Here is a 23,186-nt window from a genome sequence, read left to right on the forward strand (position 1 = left end):
GCGTTAGGGTGCAGGGGAAACGATGCTAGGGAATTGAAATGGTTGATACATTGGTAACTCCGCAGGGCCGCAAGATTGCTTATCATTTGACGGCCGGTCAGGGGCCAACGGTGGTGTTTTTGGGTGGTTTCAAGTCTGACATGACAGGAACGAAGGCGGTTTTCCTAGAAAACTGGGCCATTGAAACGGGTCGTGCGTTCTTGCGATTCGACTATTCAGGGCATGGTTCCAGCAGCGAGGCCTTCGAGGACGGCTGCATCGGGGACTGGTATGAAGACGCCTGCGCAGCACTTGGTTTGATCGATGGGCCGGTTGTTTTGGTTGGGTCCAGTATGGGCGGATGGATTTCACTGCTTGTTGCGCGCGCCATGCCAGAACGGGTCGCGGGGCTGGTCGGCATAGCGGTCGCGCCGGATTTCACCGAAGACGGTTTCTGGGCTGGGTTTGATGAAGCGCAAAAGGCCGAGATGGAACGTGAAGGGCGGGTAGCGCTGCCGTCAGAGTACGGCGACCCCTACATCATCACCAAGCGTTTGATCGAGGAAGGACGGGACCGATTGGTCCTTCGCACGCCGCTTGATTTGCCGTTTGCAGTGCGCTTCTTGCTTGGGACTGCAGATACTTCAGTGAGTACAGAGACTGCGCTGCGTCTGCTTGAGCATGCGAGCAGTTCGGATATGCGGTTAACACTGGTCGATGGAGCGGATCATTCGTTTTCCAGCGAGGTGTGTTTGCCTATGATCATTGGTGCGATCGGCGAGGTGATTGCGCCTGCGGCGGGCGTGGAGGGGGGCTAGCCCCCCGCCGCAAGCGACTCCCCCCAGGATATTTAGAAAACAAAGGCGAACGACGCGTTGCTTTGCGCGAAGTCCTTTGTAGTGTTTGTTTGTGAACCGTAGTGGAAAAGGATGTCCCATGTTGCCAGAGATAAATGAGTTTGATGGCTGGTTGGCTGAACGCGAAGCCGCTGTTGGTGGTGTGCGTGAGGGATGCGCGAAGCAGATTGTCTGGGCGGGGACGCCGACAAAGACGCCATTGTGCATCGTCTATGTTCACGGGTTTTCCGCCACGGGCGCTGAGGTTCGTCCGTTGCCGGATATGGTGGCCAAGGCACTGGGCGCGAATTTGTATTTCGCGCGTCTTACTGGACATGGGCAGGACGGTGCCGCAATGGGGCGCGCCCGCCTTCCCGATTGGGAGCGGGATGTTGTTGAGGCGTTGGAGATTGGATCCGCACTTGGGGATGATGTGGTCGTCATTGGGTGCTCGACAGGTTGCACGTTGTTGACGAGTGCGCTGGCGCAAGGGGCGAGCGTCAAGGGCGTCGTCCATCTTTCACCCAATTACGGGTTGCGCCACCGATTGGGGCAAATGCTGCTAGATTTACCTGGCGTGCGCCGTTGGGGGCCACTGGTCGCAGGGCGCGAGAGGACATTTGATGCGGTTTCTGACGCGCATGCCGCGCTTTGGACCATAAAGTATGACACGCAGGCGGTGTTCACTATGGGCGACGCGGTGCGTGCGTGCCTTGCCGGTGACATCGAGGCCATCCAAACCCCAGCATATTTTGCCTTCAATGAGGACGATCAGGTCGTCAGCCCGAAACGGACGCGTGCGGTCATGACACGTTGGGCTGGCCCTGTGACACAGGACATTTTGGTGCAGGGACCGAGTGACGACAAGATGGGGCATGTGATGGCAGGCGACGTGTTTAGCCCGAAGCAAACCGCGCCATTGGCGGATCGGATCATCGCTTGGGTCAATGCGTTGTGAATAGGGGTTGCGTCTGGGTGCTGTGCATGGGCAATTTAGGCCAACAGGCAAAAGTATAAGCAGAGGCAGACATGGCAGAACCACTCGTCCTATTGCCGGGTATGATGTGCGATGCGCGCGTCTGGGCCACGCAGTTGACGGTTCTAAGCTATGAGCGTCCTGTCACGGTCGCGCCGGTTGGTGTTGGCGACCGCATCGAAGAGATCGCATCCGAATTACTGTCATGTTTGCCATCCAAGTTCGCGTTGTGCGGGCACGGGATGGGCGGCGCTGTTGCGCTTGAGTTGACGCGCCGTGCGCCAGAACGGGTTATCCGACTGGCATTGATCGGAACCAATCCACTGTCAGATACCCCGCAAGAAGCTGCAGATCGTGAACCGCGAATGATTGGTGCAAAGTCGGGTCGATTTGAAAGCCTGCTCGAGCAAGACGTGCTGCCACGCCATGTGGGTAGTGGGCCGCTGCGTTCGGAAGCGACGGCCGAGCTTAAAGAGATGGCGATGTCGCTGGGGGCGGACGTGTTTGCACGCCAAGAACGCGCGATGCAGCGCCGCCGCGACCAGCAAAGTACCCTTCGTCGTATCATCCAGCCAACGTTGATTTTGGCGGGCGAGGAAGACCAGATTGTACCCTTGAAACGACAGGAATTTTTGGCGGAACTGATCCCTTATGCCAAACTCGGTGTTTTGAACGGGGTTGGGCATACGGTGATGCTAGAAGACCCTGAGGGCACGACCGAGGCGCTTTATACATGGATGCGCCAACCGTTAGTGCTACGCTAGGAGCGCGGATCCTGTGGCACTGTAGCTCGGTCTTGCGCGTTGAGCGTTTGGATAGATGAAATTGCCAAACCGTGATCATCAAAGAAGGGCGTTTTACGCCATCCACCTGAAATACGTGCCCAGATCGTGCGGCGGATAAAGCCGATGATGAAGTGGCTGAACCCTACGGTTTTGGATTTGCCATTTGGCATTGGCTTAAATGCATAGGTTTTGGCGGGGCCTAGCGCGTTCGGGTCATCAAACCGCGCTGTATTGATACTTGCAAAAGCCCATTTCGGGCTGTCGAGCGTGTTTACCAATGTCGCGCCGCAGCACGGGGCGTACCAACGCAACAAGCGCCCTTTTTTCCACTGAAACACCTTTACGTCAGGCCATCCCGTCGTGAAATCGTACTTGTCTGGCGTTGTTTGGTAATAGTGGACACCCGTACCACCGACATTCTCGTCGCCGGCCCAAACCGCGGCCGCGCGACAATCTTCGCAATAGCATCGCAGGTGGCCGCCAGATCGCGGGGTAATATCACGCAAAACACCCCGCATAGCGCCACATGAGCAACCGAAGGGGATGTCTTGGCCCATGATTAGCTGGCCTTATCGACCGCGTTCTTATTCGCGGCTTTTGTTTTGGTATTTTCATTTTTCGCCGGTGCATCGGCATTCGCGTCAATGAAATCCAGTACCAAGGGGCGAATGTTGTCGCGCCAGCTGCGGCCCGCGAAGATACCGTAGTGTCCTGCACCTGGCTCAAGGTGAGATGCTTTTTTGCTGTCCGGAAGACCCGTCAGCAATGGCAGTGCTGCAAGACATTGGCCCGGTGCAGAGATGTCATCGTTTTCGCCTTCGACGATTTTCACAGCGACGGTCGTGATCTTACCGAAATCAACAGGGTGACCTTCGACGGTAAAGCTGTTGGTCGCGATTTCACGGTTCTTGAAGATGCGTTCAACCGTTGAAAGGTAGAATTCTGCCGTCATGTCCATCACGGCGAGGTATTCATCATAAAACGCATTGTGTTTGTCGTGCTCTGACGCTTCGCCTTTGGCGACGGCCATGATCTGTTTCTGGAAAGCATCGCTGTGCATTTCACCGTTCATCGAGATGAAGGACGCCAATTGCAACAACCCAGGGTAAACTCTGCGGCCAACGCCCGGGTATTTGAACCCGACCCGCTGGATCATGGTCTCTTCCAGTTGGCCCATCGTGACCGAGCGGCCAAAGTCGGTGACTTCAGTGTGGTTGGCTTCTGGATCAACGGGGCCACCGATCAAGGTCAATGAACGTGGCTGCGCGTCTGGGTCTTGCTCCGCGAGGTAGGCTGTCGCCGCGAGGGTCAGCGGCACGGGCTGACAAACGGCGATAACGTGCGTGTCTGGGCCCATCTCTTTCATGAACTCGGACAGGTAAAGTGTGTAGTCTTCAACGTCGAACTTGCCCTCAGACACTGGAATATCGCGCGCGTTGTGCCAGTCAGTTGTGTAAACTTCGCAATCTGGAAGCAGGGACATGACCGTTTTACGTAGCAAAGTGGCGTAGTGGCCCGACATTGGCGCAACAAGCAGAACCTTGCGTTTGCGTTCCGAACGTCCGACAGCGCAGAAGTGGACCAGATCGCCAAATGGTTTTTCGACAACCTTGCGCACCATGATGACGTGATCTTTGCCGTCCTCGGCTGGAACACTATCAATACCCCAGTCAGGTTTGGTGACCATTCGTGCAAAGCTGCGCTCGGTGACTTCGCCCCATGCGCGCAGCATTTCCATGCCTGGACCAGGCCACATCGCGACAGCTGGATAAGATGCAATGGCCCGTGCGGAGGCCCCCATCCATTCATTCGTGTTTCGAATGGTTTCCATAAGGTCGTATGTTGCCATATACTTCATTTTGCGCGTCCTCGGATTTTGTCGCGGCCCGACTGTGTTGGCCTTTCGACCCAGCCTTAAGGCGCGATGACTATGTCGCATTGACCGAGACGCTATCTTGGCAGATAGCAAAAAGAGAAAATGCTGCACCTGCACAATAAGAGGGCGATGCCGATATGACAACAGATGATTCAAAACGCAGTGAATCCGACGGTCTGGACGCGGCCTTGCCAAAACTCGAGCAAAATATGGAACGTATTCAGGAACTTACAACGCGGCTTGTAGCGGCGATGTCAAACAAGCGTCAGGTGCCACAAGATTTGCAGGGGCCAGAACCCGAACTATATGCGCGGGCAGGCGGCGCTATTTTTCAAGAAATGATACAGAATCCGGCGAAGATTATTGAACAGCAAGTCGGATATTGGGGCAAAACGCTGCAGCATTTTGTCGATGCGCAGCAGGCCTTGTCCAAAGGAAACCTTGAAGCGCCCAAAGACGACACACCAACGGATAAGCGCTTTAAGAACCCGTTGTGGCAATCGCACCCCTATTTCAACTTTCTAAAGCAGCAATACATGCTGAACGCACAGGCCGTTGATGCGGCGGTATCTGACATGGAAGGTTTGGATGAACGCGACAAGCGGCAGATGGAATACTTTAGCCAACAGATTGTCGACATGCTGTCCCCGACGAATTTTCTAGCCAGCAACCCTGACGCGTTGACCAAAGCCGTTGAAACGGAAGGTGACAGCCTTGTGCGCGGTTTGGAAAATATGATCGCCGACCTAGAAGCCAACAACGGCGAACTGGTGGTTTCACTGGTGGATAAGGATGCGTTTAGCGTTGGTGAAAACCTTGCCACGACGACAGGCGACGTTGTTTTCCGCAATCACATGTTTGAGCTGATCCAGTATGCGCCGACCACCGAAAAGGTTCATGAAACGCCGCTGGTGATTTTCCCACCATGGATCAATAAATTCTACGTTCTCGACCTGAACGCGCAAAAATCACTTGTTAAATGGATCGTCGATCAAGGGTTCACGCTGTTTGTTGTCTCATGGATCAACCCTGATAACGCATATCGCGACATCGGGATGACCGACTACATCGAGGACGGCTACATCACCGCATTTGAAACCGTCCGCGAGATTTGCGGTGTGAAGAAGGTGAATGCGGTCGGATACTGTATTGCTGGTACGACGTTGTCGTTGTCACTGGCCGTTATGAAGGCACGCGGGCTTGATTACGTAAAATCCGCCACGCTGTTCACGACGCTTACCGACTTCTCAGATCGCGGTGAGGTTGGCGTGTTCCTGAACGATGACTTTGTGGATGGCATCGAAGCTGAGGTCATGAACGCCGGTTTCCTCGACAGTTTCTATATGAGCCGTACGTTCAGCTATTTGCGCAGCAACGACCTTATCTATCAGCCCGCGATCCGCAGCTACATGTTGGGGGAGGCTCCACCGGCCTTCGATTTGCTTTATTGGAACGGCGATGGCACGAACCTTCCCGGCAAAATGGCGATCGAATACTTGCGTGGCCTTTGTCAGGACGATGCATTTGCGACGACTGGCTTTGAGGTCGCGGGTATCTCTGTGAAATTGGGTGATGTCGACGTGCCGCTATTTGCGATTGCTTGCGAAAGCGACCATATCGCGGCTTGGAAGTCATCTTATTGTGGCGTGCAAAAGATGGGGTCCAAGGACAAGACGTTTATCCTGTCGGGGTCAGGCCACATCGCAGGGATCGTGAATCCACCTGCTAAGAAGAAGTATGGCCATTGGACAAATACGGACCTCACCCTCAGCCCAGACGATTGGCAAGCAGGGGCCAAGGCGCATGAAGGGTCTTGGTGGCCGATGTGGGGCAAGTGGTTGGCCAACAAGTCTGGCAAGAAGATCGATGCGAGAACGCCTGGTTGTGCGACTCATCCCTCGATTATGCCTGCACCCGGAAGTTATGTTTTGGGTGAGAAGACAGTTTGACGCAGGGCAAAAGGTAACCTTTTTAGCCTGCATTTCTTGGGTTGGTTGGTTTTCCGCAATAAATTCAATCGCCTAATGCGTGTGTAACTTATTTATGCTGCACTGCAGAAAAAACTTGAAATGCTGCACTGCAGCAAGTAAGTTGTTTGCAGACGCAGAAACGCCGGAATGGTCCGGTACATATTTAAGGAGCACCGACATGGCTGCTACGACACCTGACTTCACCGCCGTTCTCAAAGACATGATGGGCGCATTCCCTGTAGACACAAAAGCATTCGACGACGCTGTTAAGACACAGTCCGCGTTGAGCGAAAAGTTGTCCGCTGTTTCCATCACTGCAGCAGAAAAATCCACTGAGCTGTCCGCGAAATGGGCTCAGGACACACTTGCTAAGGTTACAGAACTGTCCAAAGCAAAGGCAGAGCCTGCTGACTACGCAAAATCCGTAACTGACTTCGCATCCGCTTCTGCTGAAGCCGCTGCTGAGCACATGGCTGCCTTCGCTGAAATCGCGAAAAAAGTTCAGACAGAAACTCTGGAACTGATGATGGCTGCTGGCAAAGACGCGTCAGAAGACATGACTGCTGCTGCTAAGAAAGCCACTGCAGACGTAACTGCTGCTGCTAAGAAAGCCGCTACTGCAAAGTAAGCGACATTAGATAGATAAGCGCTTTTCTCCTCCCTGAGCGCCAACGTCTTCTTAGGGCGTGCTGTTCCTCCCGACAGCACGCCCTTTTCTTTTGCTGACATGCGGCATAGGCTTTCTCTGCAGTGCAACATTTCGGGGAGGAAACCAGTTGGCCAACACATCACAACCGCTACTGATCAAGCGTTATGCAAGTCGTCGTTTGTACAACACCGAGACCAGCGATTACGTCACACTCGAAGATATCGCGACATTCATTCGTGATGGGCGCGAAGTGCAGATCGTTGACTTGAAGTCCGGGGACGACCTTACACGTCAATACTTGCTGCAGATCATCGCGGAACATGAAAGCCGCGGCGAAAGCGTGCTTCCGGTTGATGTTTTGACGGATTTGGTGCGGTCCTACACGAGCCAGTCGATGTCTGTCGTTCCGCAGTTCTTGGCGCAATCATTTGATATGCTTCGTGATGGGCAGTCCAAGATTATGGAAAACATCGGATCAACTAATCCGCTGGCATCGATGCCAGGGTTCGAAGCGATGCAAGCACAGCAACAAGCGTTCATGAAGGCGATGACAGGGGGCATGATGCCATCTGCGGCCAAGCCTGCCGAATCCGCCAAAGCCGAAAAAGCCGACGAAGGTCTTGATGACATTAAGGCGGAACTTGCTGCGCTTCAGGAAAAGCTCTCAAAGCTGGGCAAGTAATTAAGCTACCTTAGCGGATGTCGCCGTTTGTGCGGCTTCCAGCAGAACCTCAGCGATCACATCGCAATCGTCTAGCGTCAGGCGGGCAGGTAGGCGCACATCGCACGCGCGCATCAACATGGCGCGCGTTTTCGGCAGCTCTGGTGTGGCGCCCAAGAATTCCCAATTCCAGAAAGCCCGCGCATTGTCCGCACTTTGGCCGAAGATTTGCACCTTGAGGCCCAAAGACGCAGCCGCATCAGCAAAAGCTTGGGTCTGTGCGTCATCCATATTGTACAGGTTGAACTGAATAGAATCCGGCGCGCGAACTTCGCCCGCTAGAGGGGCAGGGACAACAAGATTCGGGTGCGTGTTCAACCGTGCTGCCACGTGGTCATGGTTGCGTCGCCCATCGACGACACGCCGTGCGAGCTCGGGCAATTGCGGCCTAATGATTGCAGCGGACAGGTTGGACAGTCGCAGATTATAAAGCGGCAGTTTGTTCTGCCATTTCTGCATCACCTCTGTTGGGATCGCATGTTTCTGCCATGTGTGTTCATAGGCGCCAGACATGATGATGGCCCGCGCCACGAGATCCGCGTCGTCGGTGACCAAAATGCCGCCTTCGCCCGCGTTGATCATTTTGTAACTTTGGAAGCTGAAACAGCCGATCTTGCCGATAGTCCCAATCTTGCGACCGTTCCATGTGGTGCCAAGGCTGTGGGCCGCGTCTTCAATGACAGGCACATCAGCTGCATCGGCCAATGCCATGATTGCATCCATATCTGAGGTGTGCCCACGCATATGCGAAATAAGTACGGCGTCAGCGTTCTCAAGTTTGGCGGCAAAGTCATCCATGTCGATGCGGTAGTTGTCGGAACACTCTACAAGGACAGGCACACAGCGCGCATGAACTACAGAGGACGGAACAGCCGCAAAGGTGAACGCAGGGATCAGAACGCGGGCCTCACGGGGCAGGTCTAGCGCTTCGAGGGACAAGAATAGGGCTGCAGAACAGCTTGAAACCGCGAGGGCATATTTCGTACCCATCAGCGCTGCAAATTCTTGTTCTAAAAGCGAAACTGGCGCGTCATCGGCCCGAGTGTAGCGAAACAGGTCTGCAGAGTTCAGCAGCTTGGTGACTTCTTCCAGCGCAGCTGCAGGAATGGGTTCTGCATCGTAAACGTTTGGGATTTGGGGCATAGATCAGCACCTAATTTGAATTTTTGCGAAACTTAACATCGTGATTATGACAAGGCCATGACTGTTTGCGGATCAGCGACTAAATGCCCAAGCGATCGCGCATCGAATACCACGTCATCGCCGCCATTAGCAAAGGTGCGCGTAGCATTGTGCCACCCGGAAAGCGCGGTGTTGGTAGACTCGCGAAAACGTCAAAGCGTTCTGCTTGGCCGCGTACGGCTTCGGCCATCAGTTTACCGGCGAAACCGGAATGGACGACACCGTGACCGGAATAGCCACCAGAACTTAAGATGTTAGAGGAAGCACGCATTAAGTTGGGCAGGCGGGTCGGTGTGATGCCCAGGGTTCCGCCCCATGTGTAATCGATTTTCACGCCCTTAAGCTGTGGGAACATGTGCTCCATCCGTTTGCGCAATGCGGGTTCAATGTTTTGCGGGAACCCCGTGGTGTAGTTCTCGCGCCCCCCAAACAGCAGGCGGTTGTCCTCAGACAGACGGAAATAGTTCACCACAAACTTGCTGTCTGCTACGGCGATGTCTTGGGTCAGGATGTCTTTTGCACGCTCACCCAGCGGTTCGGTCGCAGCGATGAAAGAGTTTAGCGGCATGGTGCGCGACGTGACCTTTTTGTTGATGTTTGGAAGGTATCCGTTGCCAGCAAGCAGCACGAACGGGGCCGTTACGCGACCCTGTCCCGTGGCGACAACAGCAGGATCACCTTCAACGATCTCATGCACTTCCGAGCGTTCAAAAATGCGCGCGCCAGCGGCTTCGGCGGCTTTGGCAAGACCAAGGGCGTAGCGCAGCGGGTGTATGTGACCCGCGCCACGGTCAACTAGGCCGCCTTGGTAATGTGGTGACTTTACAATGTCTTGGAATGCTTCGCGCGTCAGGCCTTCGACGTCTTTGTAGTCATAGGTTCGGCGCAAGAACTCAGCCTCATCACGCAGTTCACGGGCCTCAACCGCGTTGTATGCGCCATGCGCGACGCCTGCACGAAAGCGGGCTTCGGGGGTATGTTTTTCGATGCGCGACTTCAGGAGGTCTTTGCCTTCTTCCGTCATATCCCAGAGCGCCTTGGCTGGGCCTTTTCCAAGTTTTGCAGCAATCCAGCGCTGGTCTTGGTTGAACCCTGATCCGGCTTGCCCACCATTGCGACCAGACGCGCCCCAACCCGCGCGGTGGGCGTCCAGTACAACAACGTCCATTCCGGCTTCGGCCAATTCAAGCGCGGCCATCAGGCCAGTGAAACCAGCGCCAACAATGCAGACGTCCGCTTTGATTTTGCCGTGTAACGGAGCACGTTCTGGTGGGATGTCGGCGGTTGCGGCATACCAGCTATTGGGGAACTTAGCAGGGCGGTCATTGCGGTATAGGGCGTTTGACATGATTACCTCGGTTCAAGGAGCGTCGCGTAGGTCATAGAACGTTAGATCGTAGCGTTCCGGCACACTGTGGATCACGGTTGCCTCATCATAAACATCGCCTTTGATCTGAAAGTTGTAGCAATCAGTGCAGGTTAGCCCGAGGTCTTGGATAAACGCCTTTGACGCGTCGTCCCATTCAACCCGCGACAGTGTTTCGCTGGTGAGGGTCTCTAGCAGGTCATCTGGCAAGCTGGACGCACCCGTGAGATTGATATGAGGTGTATAAAACAGCACGTCAGGAAACGGGATTTCAGCGCCGGCACGGGTGGCAGGTAGGCCATTGTCAGCATCGACCAGAATTGCGGCGCCGTGGTCTTCGATATTGATGGAACTGATCGTCACGCCTTCGGGTAGGGCACCTTGGACCAATGCGCTCAGCAGGGCTGCGTGGGTTTCGGTATCAAGCGGCTGGCTGGTGCTTTGATGGATCGTTGGCAGCGTCACGATCGCTTCTGGTATGGCTTGCGGGACAGGGTGTGCCTGATCGCGGTTCGCCTTTAGACCAAGCAATGCATAATCCGGTTCATTGGCGATAAACGCCAGTGCTTCGAGGTACGTCGCGTAGGTGTCGTAATATTCCTCAATAGGGACCAGAGGTTCGGCAGCGTCCAGAAGGCCCGCAAAATCGGCGTCTTCGGCGCTGGCAAAGTCGCCACAGGTCGTTGAGCCGCATGTGACTTCAAGCACCAGTTCATCGTCGCGAAACAGTGCCGCGATACGTTGTTCCAGTGGAACGCCCATTGCGCCAAGGACGATAGCACCTGCGACTTCACCGCCTGTCGTCTCAGTGTTCACGAACGCTAGGTCTTGTGCGTTTTTTATGGCGGCAGGGTCGGTGATAACGACAGATGTGCCATTTGGCCCTGCGCGATCCAGCACTAATGCGATTTCACCCGTGTCGAGGTACTGATCCGCTAGGAAGTAAAGCCGTGCACTTGTGTCAGGCTCAGGTTCGGGGGCAGGTGTAGGTGCCTCGATGGGTTGTTCAGCTACAGCAGCAGTCGTTCCTGTGGTCTGCGTGCCTGATCCGCGCACCAAATAGAACGCGCCAAACGCGATCAATCCACCCACAAGGGTAACAAGGAGAAAGGCCAGCCGTATCATACGTTTAGAAGGAGGTGTTCACGCTCCCACGGGCTGATGACGTGCAAGAATTCTTCGTATTCTGCGCGCTTTACGATGGAATAAACGCGGGCGAAATCTGGACCGAGAACCTCATGCATTTCCGTGTTTGCATCAAACAGGTCAAGCGCGGCGTATAGACCTTGGGGCAATTCACCGTCGCCTTCATAGGCGTCCCCTTCATACCGTTTGTCAGGGCGGATCTGGTTCTTCATGCCGAGGTAACCACAGGCCAGCGACGCCGCGATACACAAGTAAGGATTGCAATCCATCCCCGCGAGGCGGTTCTCAATGCGACGTGCTTCGGGGGACGATAACGGTACACGCAGGCCGGTGGTGCGATTGTCACGCGCCCATTCCAAATTGATTGGGGCAGCGTGGTCTTTGACGTAGCGGCGGTAGCTGTTCACGTAAGGGGCCATCACCGCGATCACGCTCGGCAGGTACTCTTGCATGCCGCCGATGAAATGTAAGAACGCATCCGTTTCGCCACCCTGCGGGCCGGTGAAGATGTTGTTGCCGTCCTTGTCGAGGATTGAGTGGTGCACATGCATGGCGCTACCAGGCTCGTTCTCAATCGGTTTCGCCATAAAGGTAGCGTAGCAATTGTGTTTGAGCGCTGCTTCTTTCAAAAGGCGTTTGAAGAAGAAGACCTGATCGGCCAGCTCAACCGGATCACCGTGGTTGAGGTTGATCTCAAGTTGGCCAGCGCCGCCTTCTTGCGTGATGCCATCAATCTCGAACCCCTGAATTTCAGCGAACTCATAGATGTCATCAATGACAGGTCCGTAGTCGTCCACAGCCGTCATGGAATAGGCTTGGCGGGCAGCAGCAGGGCGACCAGAGCGTCCAATCATCGGTTCAATCGGCTTGGTCGGATCAGTGTTGCGCGCCACGAGGAAGAATTCCATCTCAGGCGCAACAACAGGTGTCCAACCTTCTTTTTCATAGAGATCAACAACACGCTTCAAAACATTGCGTGGGCTGAACTGGATCGGATCACCTCTGGTGTCAAAAGCATCATGAATGACCTGCAACGTGCCGTCCGCTGCCCATGGAGCGGCAGTCGTCGTGGAGTAGTCTGGTTTCAAAACCATATCGGGTTCCGTAAAACCCGCATCCCCTGCGGCTTCACCCCAACCACCTGTAAGTGTTTGAAAGAAGATGGATTCTGGCAAGTGAAATTGCGTCAATTTTTCCCATTTCGCCGCAGGAACCGCCTTACCGCGGGCGATGCCGGGCAGGTCAGAGATCATGCACTCGACCTCGTCCAGACGGTTCGCATCAAGATAGTCGCGGGCGGCTTGCGGGATTTTATCACTCCAACTCATGCTGCCACTCCTTTGAAAAAGGCACTGATTTGTGCAGCAAGGCGTTTGTTGTCGACCTCGTTTTCGAGGTCTGCGCGTGCGGCGCTAATTAGGTCAGCTGGCACTGCGCCACCACGGGTGCGGATCAATCCGTCAATAAGCTCAGCTTCAAACTCTGGGTGGGCCTGAACGGTGAATGCGCGCTTCCCGTAGACCAGTGCCGCATTTTCGCAAAAGTCGTTGCAGGCGACAGAAGTCGCGTCAGCTGGACGTTCAACAACTTGGTCTTGGTGCCAAGCATTCAACGAGACAGTTTCGCCGTCCCAGTCATAGGTCTGGCGGCCCACGGCCCAGCCGTCTTTGAACTTTTCGACTTTACCGCCAAGGGCCTGCGCGATGATCTGGTGGCCAAAGCAAACGCCGACTAGCGGAACTTCCTGCGCATAGATGTCACGGATCAAGGTCTCGAGGGGCGCAATCCATGGGTGGTCTTCATAAGCCCCATGTTTGGAACCTGTGATTAGCCAGCCATCGCACCGTTCAGGCGCATCAGGGAACACGTCGTCAACGACATCGAAGGTCTCAAAGGTGAAACCTTGGTTCGCCAAAAGCCGTTCGAACAGGTTGGAATAGTCGCCCAAAACGGGCCGTAGCTCATCCGGAGAATGGCCAGTCTGCAAAATGCCGATTTTCATGAAACACCAGTGGTTGATTTGCGTCTAGGATAATCCGCCTTAGGCCGTCACACAAGCCAGACCGTTATCAGACGGTATCTAGGTAAAGGTCGATCTGTTCTTCGGGGCTGAGGTCCGCAAACGCCTGCAATTCTTGACGCTTTGTCGCGACAAGGTTGCGGATCAGTTCTGCCGGAAAAATGCGTTTGATGCGCGCGTCAGATTCAAAGCTTTCGATCGCTTCTGCCCAACTTCCGGGCAACTGTGGCAGACCTTGATCATAAGCATTCCCTGTTATCGGCGCAGGGGGCATTTCAGCGTCCTCGATCCCCGTCAAAGCCGCACCCAGAACTGCGGCGAGCATCAGGTAGGGGTTAACATCGCCCCCCGCAACGCGGTGTTCAATGCGGCGTGCCTTGTGATTGCCACCGGGAACGCGGATTGCTGCAGTGCGGTTTTCATAGGCCCAGCAAATAGACGTTGGCGCATGGGCATTGGGGACCAAGCGATCATATGAATTGCCGTGGGGAGCAAGGATCAGCGCGGATGGCCCAAGCGCGTTCATGCAGCCTGCAATTGCGTGCTGCATCACGTCTGTGCCCTGACTGCCGCCGTTGTCAAAGATGTTGTTGCCATCCGCGTCCAACACCGAGAAATGCACATGCATGCCGTTGCCAGCATATTCCGGATAGGGTTTCGCCATGAAACTGGCTGCAAAGCCGTGCTGGCGGGAAATGCCGCGCACCAGCAGTTTGAACAACCACGTGTCGTCCGCCGCTTTCATCGCGTGGCTGTGGGACAGGTTGATCTCAAACTGACCAAGGCCTGCTTCGGAAATGGCGGTTTCCGCGGGAATATCCATCGCCTCGGCCCCGTCATAAAGCGCGGTGAAGAAGTTATCGAAGGCATCCAGCGCACGCAGTGACAGGATTTCAGCACCTGGGCGACGCTTACCAGACCGTTCTGATGGAACGACCTTTAGATCTTTGCCGCTGTCATCCACGATGTAGAATTCCAGCTCGGTGCCGCAGATAGGCGTTAGGCCACGATCCGCATAGCGTTTCAACACTGCGGCAAGGGCATGGCGGGGATCGCCGTCAAACGGGCGGCCATCTTCGCGATACATCCACATCGGCAAAAGGGCGGACGGGTTTTCCAGCCACGGCATCGGCATAAAACCACGTTCGGTCGGTAGGGCAACGCCGTCGGGGTCACCCGCTTCGAAAACCAGCGGAGAGTTGTCGATGTCTTCGCCCCAGATATCAAGGTTCAGAACCGATAGCGGGAAACGTGTACCGTCTTGTTCGATGTTTTGCGCAAACTTGGTCGGGATCCGTTTCCCACGCGCCACGCCGTTCAGGTCTGAGGCCGCAACGCGGATGGTTTTGATATCTGGGTTCTCATGGAGCCATGTCATGGCGGATCACCGAATAATTTGAGGACGGAAACGGAACTTGGGCTTGGCGTCTTGCGGCAAATGTCTGTTCAGGCGCGTGCCGATTTTCCCCATAATCGCAATGATGACCAGGGTCAGTAGGATGAAATAGAACGCCAAAATGGGGTAAGGAATGAAGGGGTTGAACGTTTTGTCGGCAAAAAAGGCAGCGTAGTAAAGCGCGTCACCTTTCTGACCCCAAACAGGGAAGCCGCTGAAGAACACAAGTGTTGTGGAATGGAACAGAAAGATCGCTTCGTTGGTGTAGGCCGGCCACGCAAGGCGCAACATTGTTGGCCAGATCACACGCCGGAAGCGGGGCCAGCCGGACAGACCGTAGGCATCTGCGGCTTCAGTGTCGCCTTTAGGGATGGATTGCAGCGCACCATAAAAGATCTCGCCCGTGTAGGCGGCGGTGTTGAGGAACAATACGATCAGCGCACCAAGCCACGCAGAGGTAAACGCATCAAAGAACGCGTACTGACTTTTGAGGGAAAGGAAGAAGAAATACGCAAAGAAGAACTGAATAAACAGCGGTGAACCGCGGAAAACAAAGATGAACCATTCCGAGGCTTTGCGGATGATCGGGTTATGTGCCGCCTTGCCAACGGCCACGGCTGTCGCCAGAAAGAAGCCCGTCAAAAGCGCAAGCAGCCCGAAATAGATGTTCCAGATCATGCCGGAACCGATCAGCGTGAACTGCTGACACAGGGTGAAATCAGAACGTGGCAACAACCGTTCGCCAACCCCGACTGAGCGCAGGGCGTAGTCTGCAATGGTGTCTAAACATTCCATCAACCAGCCACCTTACGTTGGGCTTCGCCGCCTGCTGTCGCTTGGCCACGGGTGAGGCGGCGCATGGTGCGATCCAGAACGATTTCAGAAACACGCGTAAACGCGAGGTAGAACACCAGCAGTGCAAGGAAATACCACATGCGCCAATCGGCGTGGGGGTAATCGGTAAAACGCGGTGTTTTGGTCGCGCCGAGTTCACGCGCCCAATAAACGATGTCTTCGACGCCAAGTAGAAACAACAGCGGCGTGGCTTTGATCAGCACCATCCACAGGTTCCCAAGACCGGGCAGGGCGTAGACCCACATCTGCGGCACGACGATGCGCCAAAAGGTTTGGCGCGGGGTCATGCCATAGGACTCAGCGGTTTCGATCTGTGGTTTAGGTACAGCCTTCATTGCGCCAAACAACACGTTGCCAGCGAAAGCACCGAACACGATGGCGAAGGTGAACACGGCGATGAAGAACCCGTAACGGTCATGTACTTCGGGGGCGGCATTGCTCAGCGGCATTTTCGCGGCTTGGCAAACGATGAAATCGTTGCCTTGGCGAATGGCGTCGGGCCAGTCAGGGCAGATCGCCTGATGACGCAGGTATTCGATGCCTTGGTCCAGAGCGATAACGAAAAACAGGAAGAACGCGATGTCGGGCACGCCACGTACAATCGCGATGTAGCCCTTGCCCAGCCATGAAACCGGTGCAATGCGGGACCGCGCAGCCATTGCGCCGCCCATGCCAAATGACAGGGCGAGGGGGGCCGTGATCGCCAGCAATGTAAGAACGGTCAGGAATGACCAATAGAACCCCATGTGCTTGCCTGTGGTCAGGTAGCAGGAGAGCCATTTTAAGGTCTCTAGGGAGTCAGGGTCTGCGCAAAATTCAAAAATGGGATAGCTCAATCAGATGATTGGATGCGTCCGCCCCAAATATTAGGGCGGACGCGAAGATCAGTTTATTCGAACGTTGAAGCAACTTCCCACTTAACGATCAGTTCGTTCAGGGAGCCGTCGTCCTTCATGGACTGGATCGCCGCGTTGAAAGTGTCACGCAGTTCGTTGTCGCTTTCACGGATACCCATGCCAACGCCGCCACCCAAAGTGACTTGCTGTTCAAGCATCATCAGTTCGTCTTGGCCTTCGATTGCTGCCGCGAGGAAAGAGTTGTCTGCAAATACAGCGTCCGCTTCACCAGCACGCACAGCAGCAATGGTTTCTTCCGGCGTGGCGAATTCGACCAAAGTCCAACCTTGGTCAGCAATGTAGGCTGCCTGAATTGTGCCTGTCTGTGCTGCAACAACGCCAGCAGCTGGGTCAACGTCCATGGACAAAGCCACGAACGATGTTGGGTCAGCAGGCGTGTATTCCGTTGTGAAGTCGATTACTTCGTCACGCTCGTCTGTGATGGACATGCCTGCGATGATTGTGTCGTAGTTGCCGGATACGAGGTTCGGGATAATGCTGTCCCATTCGTTTGTGACCCACTCACATGTGAGTTCTGCACGGGCGCAAAGTTCGTCACCGAGCTCACGCTCAAAGCCGTCTACTTCGCCAGCATCGTTGATGAAGTTCCAAGGGGCGTATGCGCCCTCAGTGCCCATGCGAACAACGGAGTGGTTTTCAGCCATTGCCATTCCAGCAGTGAGTGCGACCGCAGCGGTCGTAAGGATAAGGTTTTTCATCGGGTGTCTCCTGTTGATGAAGGGGCGACTCATATCGTGGTCGCCAAACTGTCGCGCAGGATTGTCGCTGTTGCGCGAAAAGGCAATAGATTAAGCGGTTTGCGTGACGGAAAGAAACCCGCGTAGCCGTTCGGATTTCGGATTGTTGAACAATTCCTTAGGCGGGCCTTGCTCTTCGATCAGGCCCTGATGAAGGAATACGACATGGTCCGAAATATCGTGTGCCATCCGCATGTCGTGGGTGACGACCAGCATCGTGCGCCCCTCAGTCGCCAAGTCTTTGATAACTTTAACGACTTCTTGCTCGAGCTCAGGGTCGAGTGCCGAGGTTGGTTCATCAAACAGCAGTGCCTTTGGTTCCATACAAAGCGCACGCGCAATCGCGGCGCGTTGTTGCTGGCCACCCGACAGCATCGCCGGATACACATCGCATTTGTCACCGATGCCGACTTTTTCCAAATACTTGCGCGCAGAGGCTTCGACTTCTTCGCGATCCCGTTTCAACACAGTTAATGGCGCTTCCATCACGTTTTGAAGGATCGTCATGTGCGACCACAGATTGAACTGCTGGAACACCATGCTGAGGTTCGTGCGAATGCGAATCATCTGTGCGCGATCTGCAGGGTGACGCGCAAGTCCTGTACCTTTCCACGTCACGGGCTCGCCGCAAAACAACACATCCCCTTGCTGGCTGTCTTCAAGCAGGTTGGCGCAACGCAGCAGCGTGGATTTGCCGGACCCAGAAGACCCAATCAGACTGACAACATGGCCCGCAGGGGCGCTGATATCGACACCCTTTAAGACTTCGAGGTCGCCATATGCTTTGTGAAGGTTCCGGATTTCGATGACAGGAGCGGTCATATTGCCTCGTTTACAATGATCTGGCCGAGTAGGGCGCAAATCTTTTCTAAATGCAATGTGCGTTTAGGGGGCTTTCGGAATGGGAAGGTCATAAGCGCTATCTGCGAGTTCGACGATCCCGCGCACCCCGAGTGTCTGCGCATGTTCTGGTGAAAGTTCAGCGATTGCAGTGTTTAAAGCCGCTTTGATTGGCGCAGGATCAATGGTTTTAGCCGTGATGAAGGTCATTCCAGGTGAAAGACCGGTGCGGCCAATAACGCGCAATTCTGCTGACCGGGGCTCCCACGACTGCAACATACGCCACGTCACAGCGTCAATCGCCGCCAAATCGGCGCGACCATCGACAACGGCTTTCATGCTGTCGATATGCGCGCCCGTATGCAGCGTGGTGTGAAACTGCAGCCCTTGTTCGGTGACACGCGCCAGCGGACCACCCCAACCGGAATGGGACAGCGCGTCGTTATAGGCAAAACGGCCCAAAGTGGCTGGCGCAAGACCGCGCGGCGCATCCTCTGCACGTACAACGAAAACAGAATGGTAATAGCCAGCTGGGGTGTCCGTTAATCCGTAGTCGCTGCAGGCAATCCTTGTGACGTTATCACGAAATTGCGCCCGATACGGGAGGTTGCAAATCTGCCCCAACAGCAAATCGTCACGGCCCCAGCCCTCAACATGGTCGGTTTCCCGATCAAGCGCTTCAGGCCCAAATCCTAACGCACCACGTACACCATCCCACAATGCATCATGGGCGGCCCGGTTTTCCGGCCGATCATACATTGGCAAACTGGCAAACATCAGCCTTGCGACACGCGAAGACGGGCTTGGTGGCTTTCCATATCGCTAACACCCAGCAGCGGCGCGACCATACGCAACATAGCGTCTTCATGTTCGTCGCGCACACCGTCAGCCAGAACGACGGACCAAAGGGCCTCGATCACGCCAACACGGTCTTCAAACGGAACTGCATCCTTAATGGCGCGAGTAAAACGCACTGTATCAGGCGCTTCGGTTTCTGCCGCTTCGCATTGGATGCGCAAATCGGCGGCTTCAAGTTCGGTCAAGCCGTAGCGCTGCATTAAAACCGCATCAATCTGGGAAATTTCTTCGCCGTCATACGACCCATCAGACCGCGCAAGCCTTACCAACAACGCGCCAAGGGCAACGCGGGCATCAACGTCAGGAAGCGGGGCGGGATCGGGCGCGGTTAAGCGTTTGAAAAGGTCTGCAAACATATAACGGATATAGGCAGGCTCACGCAGAACGCCAAGACCCAATAAACAGAGCTAGGCGCGCAAAGCCGCTGCATCTTCTGGCGACATGCCAAAGGTTTTTGTCGCGATCGCGACCACTTGGGTTTCGGAATCGTGACGCTGCCCGTCTGCATCCGCGACTTTCCAAAGCGCACGCACAAGGTTGTTGCACTCACCATTGGTCACATCGCACGACAAGATATGGGCAAGCTCACTGGTGTCCGGCATCGCGGCTTCCAGTCTTTCACACTCAGCCCGCATTCGTGCAGCTTCAATCGCGTTCAGCTCGTACAGGTCGGCCAGCAGATGGTCGATTTCCTCGATCTCTTGAAACAGATAGGCACCGTCAGCCTTGGCAACGCGCACCAACAATGCCCCAAGTGCGTGACGGGCATCTGCCTCCGGCATTTCGGTGAAATCTGCAGGTGATCGAAGAAGGGAAAGGACGCGTTCAAACATATGCCCACTTTAGTTGGGATAACATTCCCTGCAAGCCTCAAAGCTTGGCAAACTGCGCCCCAAGCGACTTCAACTCTTCATCCAAGCCCCAAGGCGCATTCACCACGATTAAACCAGATCCGACCATCCGGTGCCCTTCGCGCGCGGGTTCGAAATAGACTTCATGGTTCAACGCATCAGGTAGGGCGCCCATAATGGAAGATCGCATCGTGCGGTGGCGCGCATCGGTTAGGATCGGGTACCATAGGATCAAAACACCAACTGGCCAAATTTTCGCGATCTTGGTGAAATGGCGCACGATCGCCACGTAGTCGTCTTTTATTTCATAGGACGGGTCGATCAGCATACAGCCACGCCGCGGCGTTGGCGGGCACATGGAATAGACCAAGTCGAACCCATCAATCGCATGAACATGCGCGCCGGGGACTGCGTCATATAACCCTTCAAACTCTTGCGGGTGCAATTCAGCAATGTGCAAAACATCATCACCGCGCAACAGGTTCGACGCGATCCAAGGCGATCCCGGATAGGATTTCTCCCCATTCTCGGCGCGGCACGCAGCCAGTGTTCGCGCGTAAGGATGATCATCCGCAAACCACGGCTCCGCGACAGCGATACCCGCCTCTGCCTCGCCGGTTTTCACCGCCTCAACAGCGCTTAAATCATACAGCCCACGTCCACCGTGTGTTTCGATATAGCTCATGGGTTTGTCTTTGCGCGTCATATACTCCAGCACCCAAGACAGGGCGGCATGCTTATGCACATCCGCCAAATTTCCCGCGTGATACAGGTGTTGGTACGACAACATCAGACGTTCCTCTTACGATTGTCTTTGTTTCAGAAATATCCCGGGGGAGTCCGCAGGACGGGGGCTGGCCCCCTTCTTTTATCTCGCGGCGAAGCTTCCCTTAGACCAACCGAGACGCTTCAACCGCTGCCCGCACGAAATCCGCAAACAGTGGGTGCGGGGCGAAGGGCTTGGACTTCAATTCTGGGTGGAACTGCACACCGATGAACCACGGATGATCCGTCCACTCAACGATCTCAGGCAATTTACCATCTGGTGACATGCCTGAAAAACACAGGCCTGCGTCTTCCAGTTTCGCGCGGTACTTGGTGTCCACCTCATAGCGGTGGCGATGGCGTTCTTCGATGGCTTGCGTGCCATAGATTTCAGCAACCTTCGATCCAGCCGTCAGTGTCGCGTCATAAGACCCAAGGCGCATGGTTCCGCCCTTGTCGTCATCCGACTTGCGCTTAACCTTGGCATTGCCCTGTACCCATTCTTTCAAATGGTAGACGACCGGTTCGAAGCGTTTCTTTCCGGCCTCGTGGTCGAATTCCTCAGAACCGGCTTCAGAAATGCCTGCCACGTTGCGTGCAGCTTCAATCACGGCCATTTGCATACCGAGACAGATCCCGAAGTAAGGGATCTTATTCTCTCGGGCGTATTGCGCGGCTTTGATTTTGCCTTCGGTGCCCCGTTCGCCAAAACCACCTGGGACAAGGATCGCGTGGTACCCTTGAAGGTGCGGTGCTGCGTCCTCAGAATCAAACACTTCGGCGTCGACCCAAGACACATTCACCTTCACGCGGTTGGCCATGCCGCCGTGCGTCAGCGCCTCTTTGAAGGACTTATAGGCGTCTTCAAGTTGCGTGTACTTGCCGACAATCGCGACATTCACTTCACCGTCTGTCGTGTGGATGCGGTCATAGACGTCGTTCCAAACGGACAGGTCGGGTTTCGGCGCAGGGGTGATGTTGAAGGCATCCAACACCGCTTGGTCGAGGCCTTGCTTGTGGTAGGCCAGTGGCGCTTCGTAAATGGACTTTAGGTCGTAGGCCGCGACAACGGCCTCTTTGCGCACGTTACAGAACAGCGCGATCTTTTCGCGTTCCTTTTCGGGAATTGGATGTTCTGAACGGCAGACCAGAATGTCAGGCGCGATGCCGATGGATTGCAATTCCTTAACCGAGTGCTGCGTCGGTTTCGTCTTCAACTCACCCGATGCCGCCAAGTACGGAAGCAACGTCAGATGCATGAAGATGCACTCGCCGCGCGGTTTGTCGTGGGAAAACTGACGGATCGCCTCAAAGAATGGCAGGCCTTCGATGTCGCCGACCGTGCCGCCGATTTCGCACAGCATAAAGTCGACTTCGTCATCGCCCACATGCAGGAAGTCTTTGATCTCGTTTGTGACGTGCGGCACCACCTGAATGGTTTTGCCCAAGTAATCGCCACGGCGTTCTTTTTCCAACACGGTGGAATACACCCGCCCAGAGGACACAGAATCCGTCATACGTGCAGGGACACCCGTGAAACGTTCGTAGTGGCCAAGATCCAGATCGGTTTCCGCGCCATCGTCCGTAACGAAAACTTCGCCGTGCTCAAACGGGGACATCGTTCCGGGATCAACGTTCAGGTAGGGATCCAACTTACGCAAGCGAACCGAGAACCCACGGGCCTGCAACAGAGAGCCCAGAGCCGCAGATGCCAAACCTTTGCCAAGCGAGGACACAACCCCACCAGTGATGAATACGTAACGCGCCATGAAGCAGGAAACCCCCGTGAAATAGGTCTAAAATTATTGGATTACAGCCCAGCAGCAGCACGCCAGAACGCATATATCACGGGATTTAAGTCTATGCGGATTCGGGGTGCTCTGGCAACCAAGACTATCCGCAAAAGCCAATATTTCCGCAATATCGAGTAGATAAAGCAGTTTAGCCCGCAATAGGTAGTGGTTTAGTCGACGTCTGGAACCAGTGGCTCATCGCTTGGCGTTTCAACGGATGGCGGCAACAAGCTCTCGCCAGCCGCTGGCGCAAGATCAGTCGCGTCAACCGCTGGAACAGTGCCATCACCAACAACAGATGCATCGCTTGCTTGCTGCGCGGAAAGCACAGTCAGCGCGATCGACGTACAAATAAATGCAATCGCCAAGATCCATGTGAGCTTGCCAAGGGCCGTCGCCGCAGACCGGCTGGACATTGCGCCACCGCCGCTACCGCCACCAATGCCAAGACCGCCACCTTCAGAACGCTGCAATAAAACAACGCCAATCAGCGAAAGCGCAAGCAACAAGTGGACGACAAGAACGACATTTTCCATGGATGGACCCTTTGGCGGAAGAACGAGTGGTACTTAGAAGCGAAAAGAGACGGTCGCAACCCCTCTCAATGAAACTTGCTCGATCTTAGGTAGGGTGAGGTGGGAAATATCGCAGGCCGACCGTGGAGAGCG

Annotated in this window: 24 protein-coding genes; 6 read left to right on the forward strand and 18 right to left on the reverse strand. The window is 55.1% G+C overall.

The window, feature by feature from the left end:
• Positions 1–38: 38 nt before the first annotated feature.
• The 3 genes from OSB_RS04945 to OSB_RS04955 all read left to right on the forward strand — a co-directional run bounded on the left by OSB_RS04945 (position 39) and on the right by OSB_RS04955 (position 2,555).
• Entirely contained in the window at positions 39–797 is a 759-nt protein-coding gene (locus OSB_RS04945) for an alpha/beta fold hydrolase (RefSeq protein WP_049833943.1), read from the forward strand.
• A gap of 118 nt (positions 798–915) precedes the next feature.
• Positions 916–1,773: an alpha/beta hydrolase gene (locus tag OSB_RS04950; RefSeq protein WP_049833944.1), complete on the forward strand. Its 858-nt coding sequence runs from the start codon at positions 916–918 to the stop codon at positions 1,771–1,773.
• Between the two features lie 71 nt (positions 1,774–1,844).
• Positions 1,845–2,555 (forward strand): alpha/beta fold hydrolase, encoded by a 711-nt coding sequence (locus tag OSB_RS04955; protein ID WP_049833945.1) that lies wholly within the window; start codon positions 1,845–1,847, stop codon positions 2,553–2,555.
• On the opposite strand, the gene OSB_RS04960 is transcribed toward OSB_RS04955, so the two are convergent.
• Positions 2,552–3,133 (reverse strand): DUF6151 family protein, encoded by a 582-nt coding sequence (locus tag OSB_RS04960; RefSeq protein ID WP_049833946.1) that lies wholly within the window; start codon positions 3,131–3,133, stop codon positions 2,552–2,554. The two genes, OSB_RS04955 and OSB_RS04960, sit on opposite strands and share 4 nt — an antisense overlap.
• Before the next feature lie 2 nt (positions 3,134–3,135).
• Positions 3,136–4,434, reverse strand: a complete 1,299-nt coding sequence (phaZ, locus tag OSB_RS04965; RefSeq protein WP_049833947.1) for a polyhydroxyalkanoate depolymerase — start codon at positions 4,432–4,434, stop codon at positions 3,136–3,138.
• Between the two features lie 155 nt (positions 4,435–4,589).
• On the opposite strand from phaZ, the gene phaC reads away from it, so the two are divergent.
• From phaC to phaR, 3 genes are all read left to right on the forward strand, one after another.
• Positions 4,590–6,401, forward strand: a complete 1,812-nt coding sequence (phaC, locus tag OSB_RS04970; protein ID WP_049833948.1) for a class I poly(R)-hydroxyalkanoic acid synthase — start codon at positions 4,590–4,592, stop codon at positions 6,399–6,401.
• A gap of 199 nt (positions 6,402–6,600) precedes the next feature.
• The gene (locus OSB_RS04975; RefSeq protein ID WP_049833949.1) at positions 6,601–7,050 is read left to right on the forward strand and encodes a phasin family protein; all 450 of its coding nucleotides are present in this window, start codon (positions 6,601–6,603) and stop codon (positions 7,048–7,050) included.
• Between the two features lie 148 nt (positions 7,051–7,198).
• Positions 7,199–7,753 carry a polyhydroxyalkanoate synthesis repressor PhaR gene (phaR, locus tag OSB_RS04980; protein WP_049833950.1) on the forward strand — a complete coding sequence of 185 codons (555 nt, stop codon included), beginning with the start codon at positions 7,199–7,201 and terminating at the stop codon, positions 7,751–7,753.
• Here phaR and OSB_RS04985 read toward each other — a convergent pair whose 3' ends face one another.
• From OSB_RS04985 to secG, 16 genes are all read right to left on the reverse strand, one after another.
• Positions 7,754–8,935: a DegT/DnrJ/EryC1/StrS family aminotransferase gene (locus tag OSB_RS04985; RefSeq protein ID WP_049833951.1), complete on the reverse strand. Its 1,182-nt coding sequence runs from the start codon at positions 8,933–8,935 to the stop codon at positions 7,754–7,756.
• Between the two features lie 79 nt (positions 8,936–9,014).
• Positions 9,015–10,322 (reverse strand): NAD(P)/FAD-dependent oxidoreductase, encoded by a 1,308-nt coding sequence (locus OSB_RS04990; RefSeq protein ID WP_049833952.1) that lies wholly within the window; start codon positions 10,320–10,322, stop codon positions 9,015–9,017.
• Between the two features lie 12 nt (positions 10,323–10,334).
• Positions 10,335–11,465, reverse strand: coding sequence for a hypothetical protein (locus OSB_RS04995; RefSeq protein ID WP_049833953.1), 1,131 nt, complete (start codon positions 11,463–11,465; stop codon positions 10,335–10,337).
• The gene (locus OSB_RS05000) at positions 11,462–12,814 is read right to left on the reverse strand and encodes a glutamine synthetase family protein (RefSeq protein ID WP_049833954.1); all 1,353 of its coding nucleotides are present in this window, start codon (positions 12,812–12,814) and stop codon (positions 11,462–11,464) included. The genes OSB_RS04995 and OSB_RS05000 overlap by 4 nt, the downstream gene beginning before the upstream one ends.
• Positions 12,811–13,488 carry a type 1 glutamine amidotransferase gene (locus OSB_RS05005; RefSeq protein ID WP_049833955.1) on the reverse strand — a complete coding sequence of 226 codons (678 nt, stop codon included), beginning with the start codon at positions 13,486–13,488 and terminating at the stop codon, positions 12,811–12,813. Before OSB_RS05005 ends, OSB_RS05000 begins: the two co-directional genes overlap by 4 nt.
• A gap of 67 nt (positions 13,489–13,555) precedes the next feature.
• Positions 13,556–14,884, reverse strand: a complete 1,329-nt coding sequence (locus tag OSB_RS05010; protein ID WP_049833956.1) for a glutamine synthetase family protein — start codon at positions 14,882–14,884, stop codon at positions 13,556–13,558.
• Between the two features lie 6 nt (positions 14,885–14,890).
• The gene (locus OSB_RS05015) at positions 14,891–15,697 is read right to left on the reverse strand and encodes an ABC transporter permease (protein ID WP_049833957.1); all 807 of its coding nucleotides are present in this window, start codon (positions 15,695–15,697) and stop codon (positions 14,891–14,893) included.
• Complete coding sequence (locus OSB_RS05020; protein WP_049836051.1) at positions 15,697–16,581, reverse strand: ABC transporter permease; 885 nt, start codon at positions 16,579–16,581, stop codon at positions 15,697–15,699. The genes OSB_RS05015 and OSB_RS05020 overlap by 1 nt, the downstream gene beginning before the upstream one ends.
• Before the next feature lie 65 nt (positions 16,582–16,646).
• Entirely contained in the window at positions 16,647–17,372 is a 726-nt protein-coding gene (locus tag OSB_RS05025; RefSeq protein ID WP_049833958.1) for a transporter substrate-binding domain-containing protein, read from the reverse strand.
• A gap of 90 nt (positions 17,373–17,462) precedes the next feature.
• Positions 17,463–18,233, reverse strand: a complete 771-nt coding sequence (locus OSB_RS05030; protein WP_049833959.1) for an ABC transporter ATP-binding protein — start codon at positions 18,231–18,233, stop codon at positions 17,463–17,465.
• Positions 18,234–18,296: 63 nt separating this feature from the next.
• Positions 18,297–19,028, reverse strand: a complete 732-nt coding sequence (locus OSB_RS05035) for a phosphate/phosphite/phosphonate ABC transporter substrate-binding protein (protein WP_049833960.1) — start codon at positions 19,026–19,028, stop codon at positions 18,297–18,299.
• Positions 19,028–19,465 (reverse strand): tellurite resistance TerB family protein, encoded by a 438-nt coding sequence (locus OSB_RS05040; RefSeq protein ID WP_049836052.1) that lies wholly within the window; start codon positions 19,463–19,465, stop codon positions 19,028–19,030. Before OSB_RS05040 ends, OSB_RS05035 begins: the two co-directional genes overlap by 1 nt.
• A 51-nt stretch (positions 19,466–19,516) precedes the next feature.
• A complete protein-coding gene (locus OSB_RS05045; protein ID WP_049833961.1) occupies positions 19,517–19,942 on the reverse strand; it encodes a tellurite resistance TerB family protein in 426 nt (141 codons plus the stop codon).
• Between the two features lie 37 nt (positions 19,943–19,979).
• The gene (gene rlmJ, locus OSB_RS05050) at positions 19,980–20,750 is read right to left on the reverse strand and encodes a 23S rRNA (adenine(2030)-N(6))-methyltransferase RlmJ (protein WP_049833962.1); all 771 of its coding nucleotides are present in this window, start codon (positions 20,748–20,750) and stop codon (positions 19,980–19,982) included.
• Between the two features lie 100 nt (positions 20,751–20,850).
• Positions 20,851–22,494, reverse strand: coding sequence for a CTP synthase (locus tag OSB_RS05055; RefSeq protein ID WP_049833963.1), 1,644 nt, complete (start codon positions 22,492–22,494; stop codon positions 20,851–20,853).
• A 194-nt stretch (positions 22,495–22,688) separates the two neighbouring features.
• Positions 22,689–23,054, reverse strand: a complete 366-nt coding sequence (gene secG / locus OSB_RS05060; protein WP_049833964.1) for a preprotein translocase subunit SecG — start codon at positions 23,052–23,054, stop codon at positions 22,689–22,691.
• Between the last annotated feature and the right edge of the window lie 132 nt (positions 23,055–23,186).

This window comes from Octadecabacter temperatus (assembly GCF_001187845.1).
In the GTDB taxonomy this organism is placed as follows: domain Bacteria; phylum Pseudomonadota; class Alphaproteobacteria; order Rhodobacterales; family Rhodobacteraceae; genus Octadecabacter; species Octadecabacter temperatus.